This is a genomic window from Thalassotalea euphylliae (assembly GCF_042682785.1).
GTDB lineage: Bacteria > Pseudomonadota > Gammaproteobacteria > Enterobacterales > Alteromonadaceae > Thalassotalea_F > Thalassotalea_F euphylliae.
The window spans coordinates 459,692-472,557 of sequence record NZ_JBHUIB010000012.1 but is presented as its reverse complement, the minus strand read 5'-3'; the positions used below and the strand labels follow the sequence as shown (position 1 = coordinate 472,557).

Sequence of the window (12,866 nt, the reverse complement as noted above, 5' to 3'; positions counted from 1 at the left end):
AGTCGTTAAGGGCATATCAATTATTGTTTTATTTATTATGAAAAAAGCGGACTATTGTCCGCTTCAGGTTTACGCTTTCGGCTCTATGCGCTTTATGCCGCCGCCGTCTACGCCAACATAAAGGTAGCCATCTAGACCTTGCATAATACTGCGTACTCGACCAATGCCTTCAAACATTTTTGATTGACCCGTTACTTTGTCACCGTCAACATCCATTAAAACCAAGTAATGAAATTTAAGTGAACCTATCAGGAGTTTACCTTTCCATTCTGGGTACTTATCACTAGTCACAAACACCATACCAGATGGTGCAATAGACGGGTCCCAATACCAATCAGGCTGTTCCATCCCCGGCTTTTCGGTTAAATCAGTAATTGATGTGCCGCTGTAATTAACACCGTACGTGATAACAGGCCAACCATAGTTCACACCTTTCTTGATGATATTAATCTCATCACCACCACGAGGGCCATGTTCATGCGACCAAATTTTGCCTGTTTCAGGGTGCTTTGCCATTCCTTGCGGATTACGATGACCGTATGAATAAGTCGCAGGTCTCGTATTTTCTTGGCCCACAAACGGGTTATCTTTTGGCACACGACCATCATCGTGCAGACGATATACTTTACCACCATCAATAGATAAATCCTGCGGCTTCACATCACGTTCGCCACGATCGCCTATTGAAAAGAAGACATAGCCATTGTTATCAAAGGCGATACGGCTGCCGTAGTGGTGACGTTTTGTGGTGTTGTCGCTGCCTTTATAAAGCATCTCTGCATCTTTTAACGACACCTTTTCACCATCAAATTTGGCGCGATACAAAGCCGTGTTATTGCCTTCTCCTTCGCCTTCTGGGCTGCTCATTGTCATGTATAGCCAGCCATTTTTTCCGTAATCAGGGTGCAATACTATATCGAGCAAGCCACCCTGACCTCCCGCTACAACTGGTGGTAAACCTTGTACTGGTTGCTCAACCAACTTACCTTCGCGAATCAGACGTAATTCACCTTTTCTATCTGTCACCAAAATATCGCTATTAGGCAACTGAGTCATTCCCCATGGAACCTCAACACCTTTGACAATAGTACTGGCTGTGTATCGGTTACCACTCTCTGCCAAATCAATTTCTGGACCTTGAAAAGCAACACATGCTGATGAAAGCATCATAATGCTGGATGCTAAAGTGATGTGTTTTAGTTTACTTAACATACAAATATACCATTATTGTGTTTGTTCAACGTTGCTCTGCTTGAGCACGTCAAGTTGTTCGGATTCACGACGCTTAAACAAACTATGAATATCTTCCTTAATCATATAAAGCGCAGGAATTAAAAATAGTGTGATAACAGTCGCAAAGACAATACCAAAGCCCAAAGAAATGGCCATTGGAATGATAAATTGCGCTTGCAAACTGGTTTCGAAATACAACGGGAATATACCAAAAAATGTAGTCAGTGACGTCAGCAATATCGCCCTAAACCGTAATGTGCCCGCTTCAACAACGACATCTATCATTCGCTTACCACTGTCTTTTGCTTTGTTGATAAAGTCGACCAAAATCAAACTATCATTAACAACCACACCCGTCAGTGCAATAAAGCCGTAAATAGACATCATGTTGATGGTTTTACCCATGATGAAATGGCCAATAATGGCGCCGATAATACCGAATGGAATAACCGACATAATGACCAAAGGCTGTACATATGACTTAGTAGGTATCGCTATTAGCCCATAAATCAAAAATAAGGCGCCTAGTGCAGCGAAACCAAGTTGACGCATAAAGTCCGCTTGCTCTTTACTCGCTCCTTCAATACCGTATTCAACAGATGAAAAATCGGCCAAGATTTCTGGGATTGCTTTCTCATTCATTTCAGAAATAACCTTACGCGACTCTACTTTCTCACTATCGATGTCCGCCGAAATAGTGATGGACCGCTTTTGGTTAATGCGAGTGATGGTAGAGAAACCTTGTCCAATAGAAACATCAGCTACTTGATAGAATGGTACTTGCTCACCAGTGCGAGTGCGTATCCACATATCTTCTAGATCAGTTACAGATAATCTATCTTCCTTCGGGTAACGCACCATGACTTTTAGCTCATCACGCCCGCGTTGAATACGCTGCGCTTCTTCACCATAAAATGCTTGGCGTACTTGGCGCGCTAGGTCGCGTAGGGTCAAACCTAATACTTCAGCCTCAGGCTTAATGCTCAACTTAATTTCTTGCGAACCGCGGCTAAAGGAATTGCGGATGTCGTAAACGCCATCATACGCCTCTAGTTTCTCCATGATCTGCTCAGCGGCTGCTTCTAACTCAACATCATTTTTGCCTGTTAGCTGGAACTCCAATGCTGCACCGCCGCCAGCATTCGTACCAGCAAAGAATCGAAGCTCTTTAGTTCCTGGAATTTCGCCTATCTCATCACGCCACTGCTTTTCAATATCGTACGCATTGAGTTCTCGATGTTCAGGCTTAACAAGCTCCAATAAGAAACTCGCCTGAGTATTACCATTGGTGAATACCATCGAATGTTTGATGAATGATTTTCCGTCAATCTTATTCCGCTCAGCGACATCAAATGCGGCCTTTTGTATACGCTCAATCGCCTTGTTACGTTCGCTTACCGCACTGCCATCAACCAATTGCAAGTTACCTTGGATAAAATCACTCGGGACATTAGGGAAAACCTCAAGCTTTACAAAGGCACCGACGATCAGTCCAATTGATAGTAGGAAAATAGCAATAAAGGTGGCGATAGTGTTGTACCTTGCCACCAACGCTTTTTGAAGAAAGGGGCGATATACGTTTTGGATAACGTGCTCTAACCCATCTTTAAATCGCATTTGGAAGCGTTCAAAGGCATTAGCATTTTCTGCTGTTAGCGGCACGTATTTCATATGTGCTAAATGCGCAGGGAGGATCCATTTCGACTCGATTAGTGAAAAGATAAGACAGAAGATAACCACCAGCCCTATGGCTCTGAAAAATGCGGCAAAACTGACATCAATAAAAAGCAATGGAGCGAAGGCCGCCATCGTGGTCAACACCCCAAATGTTGCAGGCATCGCCACACGCATGGTGCCCTTAATGACATTATCAGTGGAATGCCCTGACTGTTGAATTTGTGTGTAGGCGCTCTCCCCTATCACTATGGCATCATCAACGACAATCCCAAGTACCATAATAAAGGCAAATAAACTCAATAGGTTAATAGATACTGACCATTCGCCCATTAGAGGCATGAGTAAGAAAGCCCCAAAGAAGCTAATAGGGATGCCCACCATCACCCAAAACGCGACTCGCAATCGCAAGAATAAAGTAAGCACTAAAAATACCAATGTCGCGCCCACAAGCATGTTGGAAATCATCATATCCAAACGTTCTTTTAGGTAATATGACGAGTCCCCCCAAGCAGTTAGTTTGGCTCCTTGCGGCAAGGTTTTATTTTTCTTTTCGACGTAGCTTTTTACCGCATCAGCAATCTCAATGTCATTTTGATCGCCTGTAGACTGCACCATGATGCTCGATGTATTCTCGCCATTAAATTTGGCAAAATCTTCTCGCTCTACAAAACCATCAACAATATTAGCCACATCAGACAGCACAAGACGTGTGCCATCTGGCGCTGTTCTCAGCACCAAATCACTATATTCTTTCCCCGTGTAGGCTTGACCCTCAACACGTAAAGCGATGTCACCACCAATGGTCTTAATGGTACCACCAGGCAAATCAATCGATGAATTACGTACAGCGGTCGTCACTTCATCAAAAGTAAGGCCATATTGCTGAAGCTTTTCTTCTGATATTTCGATACTAATTTCATAGTCTCGACTGCCCACCACCTCAGCACTATTGATACTAGGTAGCTGCATTAACTCATCGCGAATATCTTGCGCCATCACCTGTCTAGCGCGTCTATCCATATCACCACTGACAGACAACCAAATGACCTGACCTTTAAATTCTTGTTTGGTAACAATAGGCTTTTCAGCTTGCTCAGGAAATGTAGTAATGGCATCAACTTGTTGCTGCACTTCATCTAGCTTTTCAGGTAAAGAGTATCCCGATTGCAGTTCAACCGTGACTGTGCCCACACCCTCGCTTGCGCGTGAGACCATGCGCTTGATCCCTTCAATATTTTCCAGCGACTCTTCCACTTTCAGAATAACCGACTGTTCAACCTCTTCAGGAGCCGCCCCAAGGTGTGGCACCACTATTTGGATGCTGTTTGGGTTGAACTCAGGGAACATCTTTTTGTTCAATCCCTGGAAAGAGAAGAAACCTGCGATAAGTATGAACATCATCAACAGGTTGGCGGCGACACTATTGCGAGTAAACCACGCAATAATGCCGGTTAGCTCTTCTTTTGCCTGGTTCATTCGCCAGACTCCTCATTTTCTCCTGACGATTGGGTGTCAGCGGTTTGCTCATCTGAGACCTGTTCATCAACGTTTTGCTGTTCACCATTCACCCTAAGGCGCATACCAGCAACTGGCGTCGCTAAATTCGTCAAAACTAAACGTTTATCGTTATCCATATTTGACTGGGTGTAGACATACCCAACATCAGAGCGCAATACATCGATTTCTTCTATATGTAGTTTGTTGTCTGTATCTATTAAATACACTGTGTTAGCACCATGCACGGCACCTCTTGGAATGGCATATACGTCTGCTACTTTCTTGCCTGAAATCTTTGCATTAACGAAAGTTCCAATACGTATTTCGTCATGTTCATGCTCGGTAAGCACATTGTATGGGTCCACAACTTGTGCAACGACATAATGTACACGACTCGATGTATCAACCACGCCCTCATATCGAATAAGAGACGATGACCACTTTTTCAAACGTGAGTCTAATTGATAGTACAGCTCAACATTTGAGCCATTGTGGAGCTGATTAATACGCGGTAAATTTAGAAACGGCACATCACGTTGCTTGACCGGTAAACGCACTTCAGCATAATCAATGGCGAATGTTTGCGCCAATGAACTTCCAACAGTTACGTATTGGCCAATATCAACCATTTTTGCTTTCAACATTGCATCGTAAGGCGCAACAATACTGGTACGCGCTAACTTTCTCTGAGCTTCTGTCAAGTCCGCTTGCGCTGCGATTAAGTCAGCTTCCGCCTCACGTAGCTGTGGAATACGCAATGCTAATGTGGGGGCCTCTTCGATAGGCTGTCCCGTTAATAACCATTCTTCTTTGGCTTGATCAGATCGCGCTTTTTCTGAGATAAGCGCTGATTCAGCCGAGCCAAGTCTTGATTGGGCTTGTAACACCGCCACCTTGTACGTGTCATCGTCTATTTTGAGAAGCTCTTCGCCCTTCTTGAAAAAGCCACCCACGACAAACTTTTCAGATACGCTAGCCACCGACCCAGACACTTCGGTAATCAGTGTAGTTTCCGTCCGCGGCATCACCGAACCTTGGCTTGAAATCGAAAATTCGACATCTGTTGGCGTTAGATTTTGCACATCCACAAGTGGCGCGCGCGATGTTATTGGTTTCTTAGCAGGCTTTGGTGCCATCGCACCTAAGGCGCCCAAGACAACAATCGCTAAAAAGATAATAACTATCGGCGTAAGGACGTAACGCAAAGGTACCATGCGTCTGGCTTTTTTAGGAGTTGTTATTGCATCTGACATGTATCAATACCGAAGGAATAAAATAAAAGTTTTTCAAAATGTTATCTGTACGCGCCGCGCATTACAACGGTTCAATTGTTTGTAAATTTTGCCCAAGACAACAGTATCTGGCGAAAATCATCTAATCCACATGCACTAATGCAATTTTCATCTATGTGGAGCTCTTGTATAGCAAGCGCTTCAGGCAAATCGTCGGAACCGTTCAAGTGTGTATTCGGCTGAATATACGCATCGTTTTTGGTTAGCGTTACCGAGTATTCTTTGCCAGTGACCATGATTTCATGTTGATGCTCTGACTCTACTTTATCAATGGCCAATAACATCGCTGACAACATTTCAGAGTTGTGTCCCACTTCAACTTCTAGCCAAGGGCCAATCATTTGCTGTTCGAACGAAAATACAGCTTTTGCCTGTCCGGATGCGGGGTCGTGTCTAAATTCGTATTCCATATAAAACCTAAATACTTTTAAAAACAGTTGGCAGGTTCATTTACCTTCTTATTTCTCGATACAATAATGAGTAAGTATTTACTGCCATTACAGTTGATTAAGCACCTGCGATTGATAAGACTCAGTTTAGCAAAAAGTGACTATTTAACGAGTCAATCAGCCTATTTTGTTTCGCTTAATTGCTCGTTAATCCACGCTATTGCGCTCGCTGAGTCTAAGAAAAACTCATACTTAAGTCCTGCACCTCGATACACTTTCGCGAAGAGTGTTTCAGATATACTGGCGGACGTACATTCGCTCATATTAACAGCGACCGCTTTGGCTCTGCCTTGTTCAACAAACTTAGCATGCGCCTCGATGCTCGCTGGTGAAGCTATCGCGCTGCCGGACACATTAAGTACCACACCGTAGTTGTTAACGTCTACATGCTGCACAGCGAGTGCTAACTGCTGGTGTAACTCTGGGAAAAACTCATCGTTCCACGGACCGGCAGCATCAATCATAATCACATTGTCATCAACAATAATGTCAACGTTTCCATGTGCTTCATACGTGATGGTCAATCGAAAACTCCGTCTTTGTTTATGGCTGCAAGTCAGACTTGTGGTCCATAAAAGCCAGTACAAACTGCCTAAAAGCAATAACACGCTTTGGCGGTCGAATTAATTGAGGTTGTAGCAGGTATATGTCGAGTCCCTGCTGCCTATATTGAGTAAGGACTTCAACAAGCTTACCACGTTTAATATCTTCGCCAATAAAATAATCCGGTAGCTGTACCAGACCAAAGCCATCAATCGCATGCTGCTTCAGCGCATGGTTATCGTTCCCCTTTAGCCAACCGGTAATCTCAACCTGCTGCCCCGCCAATTGCCATGTGTGCTGCCCAAGCGTAGATAAACATTGATGCTCAGACAATTCACTTACGTTGGTTGGTATACCGTATTTAGATAAATACTGAGGAGCTGCGCAACACAAATACTCATAGCTGGTGATTTTTGTCGCTATCATATTTTCTGGTGGTTGCTTGGTTGCCCTAAACGCGAGGTCAAAATTATCTGCTGTAAGGTCATATCGGGTATAACTGCTATCGATATCAAAATGCACTTCGGGATATTCCTTCACAAAGGCTTGGCAAATAGCGGCAAGTATCGAAGAGGCAAACTGTTTAGGTGCGGTAATCCGCACTTTGCCAGAGACGTCTTCTTGCTCTGCTTGCGCATGTCGTTCAATAGCAAGCATTGCAGAATGAATATCTACCAGTTTGGTTGCGATATCTTCTCCGCTAGGGGTGAGCCTGACATGTCGAGTTGTACGAATCAGTAGTGGCGTACCCAAGTCTTGCTCAAGCTGTTTAATTTGTGCCGATAAGTAGCCTTTAGATATTCCCAGTTGGGTTGCAGCAACGCTGAAGTTTAAATGCTTAGCCACTTCACCAAACAACACTAACCGTTCTAATTTTTTATGTGCGCGTTCCACCCTAACAATCCCTAACAATTGTTTTTTATATAATACAATGTGTTTCGACTTTGTGGCTATGGAAAAGGTACGCTAACTTTTACAATGCTCTGTACATTGCCCCTTTAACACAATTGAGTTGACACTATGATTAACCAAACAATAACGAAGCACTTCCCACATGCAAGCAAGTTAGCATATGGCTGCATGGGACTTGGTGGTGGCTGGAACGACAACCCAGTATCTAAAGAAGATATCGTTCAAACACAATCCATTGTCGACACTTTGTTGGAAAATGGTGTTAACTACATTGATCACGCTGACATTTACACGTTTTCTAAAGCGGAACAGGTGTTTGGTCACGTCCTTGCTGCCAATCCGTCTTTGCGAGAGCAACTCATTATCCAGTCAAAGTGTGGTATTCGCTTTAAAGACGAACACGGACCTAAACGTTACGACTTTTCTGCGAACTGGATTACCTCATCTGTTGAAGGCATATTGTCTCGCCTGCAAATAGAACAACTTGATGTGTTGCAACTGCATCGCCCAGATCCCTTGATGAATATCCATGAAGTCGCAGAAGCTCTGGGTACATTACAACAACAGGGCAAAATAAAGCATGTTGGCGTGTCAAACATGAACCACTTTCAAATAGCACTACTTCAATCGGCGTTAGACACACCTATCGTTGCCAACCAAGTTGAAGTGAGTTTGAAACAGTTAGGCTGGATAGAGCACGGAATTTTAGCTGGAAACCCAAATGGCGACCATGGTAATTTCTGTGCTGGAACGCTTGAATATTGCCAACTTAACAATATTCAAATTCAAGCGTGGGGCGCACTGGCCCAAGGGTTGTTCTCTGGCCGCGACATTACCAATGAGTCAGCGTCAACGAAAGCAACAGCTCTGCTCGTTAAGCAGTTAGCTGAGCAGTACGACACAAATGAAGACGCTATTGTTCTGGCTTGGCTGATGCGCCACCCGGCTAATATCCAACCTGTTTTAGGCTCTACAAATCTTGAGCGCATCAAACGTGCTATAGCAGCAACTACTGTGCAAATGAGTCGTGAGCATTGGTATCAATTGTTCGAAACCTCCCGTGGCAGCGAATTACCTTAATAAGGATTATGTAAATGGAAAAAATAAGTCGAGAGGGCCAAATAGCCCTAATCACGGGTGGAGGTACAGGTATTGGTTTAGCCATCGCTGAACGCTTACACCAACTAGGTATGACGGTAGTACTCGCATCACGCAGAAAAACACTGCTTGATTCAGTGGTCGCTACTTTTAATAAGCAACGTGAAAACAGTGCATTCGCTATCGAGATGGATGTTCGACATAAATCCTCCATTGAAAGTGCGCTTGATGGCTTACCAGATAACTTCAACGCTATTGATGTCGTTATTAACAATGCTGGGCTAGGAGTTACAGACTTGCTCGTTGATTGTTCAGAGGATGACTGGGATTTGGTCATAGACACCACGCTTAAAGGCCCATTCTTAGTATCACAAGCGGTATTACCGCAGATGATAGCGCGCAAACAAGGCTTTATACTCAATATTTCATCACAAGCAGCTAAGCACGGATACCCTAACGCTGGGCCTTATTGCGCTGCAAAGTTTGGCTTAATGGGGTTTGCTAAAGCGCTCCAAGAAGAAGTAAGAGAGCACAATATTCAAGTACACAATCTCATGCCTGCGTTAACTCAGGTGCCTGCACCGCAAAGTGCTGATGAGATGACTCCAGGTTGGCTTCAGACGTCTGATCTGGCCGACGCAGCTGAATATGTGCTGACTCGACCTAGTCGCGTATTTTTAGACGATATAGGATTGATGGGGAGGTAAGTGTCATCACTTTATCGGAATACGCGCCTTTACATAGGCGCATATTATTCAAATAACACTTCTAACTTTAATCCCACCGGATCGTTGAAAAACAACTGTATCTTTCGCGTACCCGGCACGTGTTTCTCTACATATTCAATACTGAGCAAATTCAGTTTGGTTTTAAAATCATCAACATTGTTCATGTTAAACGCTATATGATCGAAATAACTCGACTGATTGATGGCCCCACGATTATCGTCTGTGGTTAAATGCAGTACTGCTTGATTGTCGTGATACAACCAATACCCCGCTCGTTGAAAAGTTGGTCGCTTGCCCACTTTCAAAGAAAACAGCTGACAATAGAATTCCTTTACTTGCTCAAGCTTAGCCATCGGGGCGCTGATATTAACATGATTGAACCGCATGACTGCTCCTTTGCAGAAAAGTTAGGTAGGATATAAACATAACCGGCGAACTATTAATAACTTATGCCAACGCTACTCTCAAGGCTAACAACGCTCGCACAGAAACTAGAGCCATTACGAATACCAACGCGCTGGTTAGGACTGGGGGCTTTGTTGTGTTTTGTCGGGGTAATGATGACAGCTCCCGATAAGCAAGTATTATTGTTCGTCTGTGCCGGTATCATGATATGGAGTTTACTGATCAGCTTTTTGATTGCAGGCTTTCAAACGATTCTGTCACCACCGGATTCCACCGCCAGTTTTTGGGTGCGTTTTACCTATAAATTGCGGTATGGGGTTCAAATCGTATTGAGCGGTCTGTTTATCATAGCTGTCATTGCCACAGTGATAATGACCGTCAGGCTGTTTAATTTTAGCAGTGTGGCCTAAAGCGACTGCCAACGTTATAAAACATTAAGATTCACGATAACCTTGGTTTTTTTTAAGTGAGTCGTTTACTTCTAGCCATGGCACTTTGCTGTCTAGGTAAATATGCGCATCAGGCTCAACTGGCTCAAGTTCATCGAAAGCAGCTAAGGCAATTTCAATTGTTTTGTTGTCACGATTAAAGGTCGATTCAAACAATATGCTTGAACCGCAATGCTTGCAGAACGATCGTATCGACCCGTTATCCGCTTTGTAATGCTTCAGTTCAGACTTACCGCTGTCCCAAGCTAAGTTTTCTAATCTCACTTCACCAAATGTAGAAAAAGCCGCACCATGAAATTTCCTGCACATTTTGCAGTGACAATGTCCAAGTAGAGGCTCAAATTTAGCCACCGAAAATCTGACTTTCCCACACAAACAGCTGCCTTTGTTCATTGCGCTCTCCTACCGTCCATAATGTCCATAATCGTTACTTTACGCTATCTGCTTGGGTGCATCAGCATTTTTTGTGTTGAGTTTTCCTTACTTGGATAGCAAAAAGGCGAGCACAATGCTCGCCTTTTTAGCATGAAGAAATGAACGACTTTTAAATACTGGTTACATCACCCGTTAAGCTATCATACTCGAAACCAAACGTTGGCTCTGCAACTAATACAAAGCGACAATTTTCACTGCCCAAATAGCTCGCTTGAAAATCAGCTGACGTATCTGATGCAATCGTTTGTGAGTTAACTTCCATCAAGGCATTCCACGTCGATAAACAGTCATTCACATTATTTAGCGTCAATGCGTCTGGTCCGCCGGTCACATAGCTTTGTGCCGGCCAACCTGCACTATTAAAGTCAATAACAATACTACCGCTGATCTCAATATCATCGCGCTGCGCTGCCGCTGTGGGTGACCCAATGGCTAGCCATTTCGCATGTGATAAATCAACGCCAGCTTTAAATGCCGCTTTCGTCGCTAATGTCGTTTTCTCATACGCGTCATCTTGCAAGTCTATAAACTTAGGTAAGGCGACTGCTGCCAAAATCCCCAAAATGACAATCACGACGACAAGTTCTATAAGGGTAAAACCTTTATTTTTCATCATACAACACCCTAAAACCGCTTCATCTCTCTATTATATACAAATTACACTCAAGACTAACCAGAACTTTTTGACAGACTTTGCCTACCCGCCCAAGCAATCCCTAATGCGATAAAAAACGGTGCAACGCGCTCTAACACGTCCCCAGGTGTATTTTCCATCCAATTGAAAGCCACCGTTAGGAAAAACCCCATTAAAATTGCCGCCAGTCGAAAACTCCCTTTTATCTGATAACCTGACAGTAATACAATCAGCACAGGTCCAAACGCAGACCCCAAGGCAGCCCATGCGAAGAGTACGCGTGAGAAAATTGCTTCTGGTGCAAATAGCGCGATGACCAGCGAGATAACACACATTCCCGCGACCGTAAGCCGAGACACCAACAATTGACGTGTTTGAGATGAGTTGGTGCTTAAATCATGAGACAGAGAAGATGCTGAAACAAGTAATTGACTATCTGCTGTAGACATTATTGCGGATAATACGGCCGCAATGAAAATACCGGCAATAACAGGGGGAAACAGCATTGATGTTACCCCGAATAACACTTGTTCGTTGTCTGATACTTCTGACAACAATACACGACCACAAAGTCCTAGAATAAGCATGCCGCCAATAACAATAATTGGCCAAGCAATTCCTATATATTTGCCGACACGCACTGCGTTGTCATCTTTGAGTGCCATAAAACGATTCACCACGTGCGGCTGACCACAATTGCCCAGTCCCACACCCAATAAGCCGATAACAAACCCTATCGCCGCAATGCCAGTATGTTCACCCGCTACCGTCAATTGATTACTTGCCAGTGTCTCAGGCAGCTGTTCAATCAAACTGCTGACCCCGCCAACAGCAATTAACGCAGCTATGGGTAAAATCAGTGACGTTGCGGCCATCAGTAGCCCCTGCAACGTGTCTGTTAAGCTTACTGCCCAGAAACCACCAAGTAAGGTATAAATCAGAATAATCACAGTGCCGAGAATTATTGCTTGGCTAGCATCAATAGCAAATGTCGTTGCGAACGTTCCACCAGCAGCCTGAAACTGTGCAGCAATATAAAAGGCGAAAGAGAACACAACAATAAACGTACAGGCGTAAATGATCGGTTTACGATACTGTCCGTGCCCTGCAATTAACGACGGTAGTGTTATCGCACCAGTTTCATTGCCTAACTTTCTGATACGCGGCGCTATCCACAACCAATTAAAAGTGTAGCCCAGTACGACTGCCGGAAATAGCCAAAGTGCCGGTAGTCCCATCGTAAATGCTGCACCACTTACTCCCAACAAACTCCAAGCAGACGAAGCACTGGCAGATGAACTTGTGGCAGCTACCCATGGACCTAGGGTTTTACCGCCAATAAAAAAATCTTCGCTGGTATTGGTGCGTTTACTGGCCCAAAAGCCAATAGCAATCAACACAATTTTGTAGACAACTAATGTTGCCAAAACAACTGATTCTCTTTCCATCGTTACACTACTACGTAAAAACTTTTCACAGCCTATCTAAATTGCTAACTAATTGAAACTCATATT

Annotated in this window: 13 protein-coding genes; 3 read left to right on the top strand and 10 right to left on the bottom strand. The window is 43.9% G+C overall.

What is annotated here, in order from left to right; translation table 11 throughout:
- Nucleotides 1-69: 69 nt before the first annotated feature.
- The 6 genes from ACFSJY_RS16575 to ACFSJY_RS16550 all read right to left on the bottom strand — a co-directional run bounded on the left by ACFSJY_RS16575 (nucleotide 70) and on the right by ACFSJY_RS16550 (nucleotide 7,585).
- Nucleotides 70-1,212 (bottom strand): PQQ-dependent sugar dehydrogenase, encoded by a 1,143-nt coding sequence (locus tag ACFSJY_RS16575; RefSeq protein WP_386036824.1) that lies wholly within the window; start codon nucleotides 1,210-1,212, stop codon nucleotides 70-72.
- Nucleotides 1,213-1,224: 12 nt separating this feature from the next.
- Nucleotides 1,225-4,386 (bottom strand): efflux RND transporter permease subunit, encoded by a 3,162-nt coding sequence (locus ACFSJY_RS16570; protein ID WP_386036821.1) that lies wholly within the window; start codon nucleotides 4,384-4,386, stop codon nucleotides 1,225-1,227.
- Nucleotides 4,383-5,660: an efflux RND transporter periplasmic adaptor subunit gene (locus ACFSJY_RS16565; RefSeq protein ID WP_386036818.1), complete on the bottom strand. Its 1,278-nt coding sequence runs from the start codon at nucleotides 5,658-5,660 to the stop codon at nucleotides 4,383-4,385. The genes ACFSJY_RS16570 and ACFSJY_RS16565 overlap by 4 nt, the downstream gene beginning before the upstream one ends.
- Before the next feature lie 71 nt (nucleotides 5,661-5,731).
- Nucleotides 5,732-6,109 carry a YacL family protein gene (locus ACFSJY_RS16560; RefSeq protein WP_386036815.1) on the bottom strand — a complete coding sequence of 126 codons (378 nt, stop codon included), beginning with the start codon at nucleotides 6,107-6,109 and terminating at the stop codon, nucleotides 5,732-5,734.
- Between the two features lie 161 nt (nucleotides 6,110-6,270).
- Nucleotides 6,271-6,672, bottom strand: a complete 402-nt coding sequence (locus tag ACFSJY_RS16555; RefSeq protein WP_386036812.1) for a hypothetical protein — start codon at nucleotides 6,670-6,672, stop codon at nucleotides 6,271-6,273.
- 19 nt (nucleotides 6,673-6,691) lie between these two features.
- Complete coding sequence (locus ACFSJY_RS16550) at nucleotides 6,692-7,585, bottom strand: LysR family transcriptional regulator (RefSeq protein WP_386036810.1); 894 nt, start codon at nucleotides 7,583-7,585, stop codon at nucleotides 6,692-6,694.
- 126 nt (nucleotides 7,586-7,711) lie between these two features.
- Here ACFSJY_RS16550 and ACFSJY_RS16545 point away from each other — a divergent pair, with 126 nt between their 5' ends.
- A complete protein-coding gene (locus tag ACFSJY_RS16545) occupies nucleotides 7,712-8,683 on the top strand; it encodes an aldo/keto reductase (RefSeq protein ID WP_386036807.1) in 972 nt (323 codons plus the stop codon).
- 14 nt (nucleotides 8,684-8,697) lie between these two features.
- Nucleotides 8,698-9,408 carry an SDR family oxidoreductase gene (locus tag ACFSJY_RS16540; RefSeq protein ID WP_386036805.1) on the top strand — a complete coding sequence of 237 codons (711 nt, stop codon included), beginning with the start codon at nucleotides 8,698-8,700 and terminating at the stop codon, nucleotides 9,406-9,408.
- Nucleotides 9,409-9,452: 44 nt separating this feature from the next.
- On the opposite strand, the gene ACFSJY_RS16535 is transcribed toward ACFSJY_RS16540, so the two are convergent.
- On the bottom strand, nucleotides 9,453-9,815 hold the full coding sequence (locus tag ACFSJY_RS16535; RefSeq protein ID WP_386036802.1) for a VOC family protein: 363 nt from the start codon (nucleotides 9,813-9,815) through the stop codon (nucleotides 9,453-9,455).
- Nucleotides 9,816-9,989: 174 nt separating this feature from the next.
- On the opposite strand from ACFSJY_RS16535, the gene ACFSJY_RS16530 reads away from it, so the two are divergent.
- Nucleotides 9,990-10,244, top strand: a complete 255-nt coding sequence (locus ACFSJY_RS16530) for a hypothetical protein (RefSeq protein WP_386036800.1) — start codon at nucleotides 9,990-9,992, stop codon at nucleotides 10,242-10,244.
- A gap of 24 nt (nucleotides 10,245-10,268) precedes the next feature.
- Here ACFSJY_RS16530 and ACFSJY_RS16525 read toward each other — a convergent pair whose 3' ends face one another.
- The 3 genes from ACFSJY_RS16525 to ACFSJY_RS16515 form a co-directional block, all read right to left on the bottom strand.
- The gene (locus tag ACFSJY_RS16525; RefSeq protein ID WP_386036797.1) at nucleotides 10,269-10,676 is read right to left on the bottom strand and encodes a GFA family protein; all 408 of its coding nucleotides are present in this window, start codon (nucleotides 10,674-10,676) and stop codon (nucleotides 10,269-10,271) included.
- A gap of 151 nt (nucleotides 10,677-10,827) precedes the next feature.
- Entirely contained in the window at nucleotides 10,828-11,334 is a 507-nt protein-coding gene (locus tag ACFSJY_RS16520) for a type II secretion system protein (protein ID WP_386036794.1), read from the bottom strand.
- 53 nt (nucleotides 11,335-11,387) lie between these two features.
- Nucleotides 11,388-12,800: a sodium/proline symporter gene (locus ACFSJY_RS16515; RefSeq protein ID WP_386036792.1), complete on the bottom strand. Its 1,413-nt coding sequence runs from the start codon at nucleotides 12,798-12,800 to the stop codon at nucleotides 11,388-11,390.
- Between the last annotated feature and the right edge of the window lie 66 nt (nucleotides 12,801-12,866).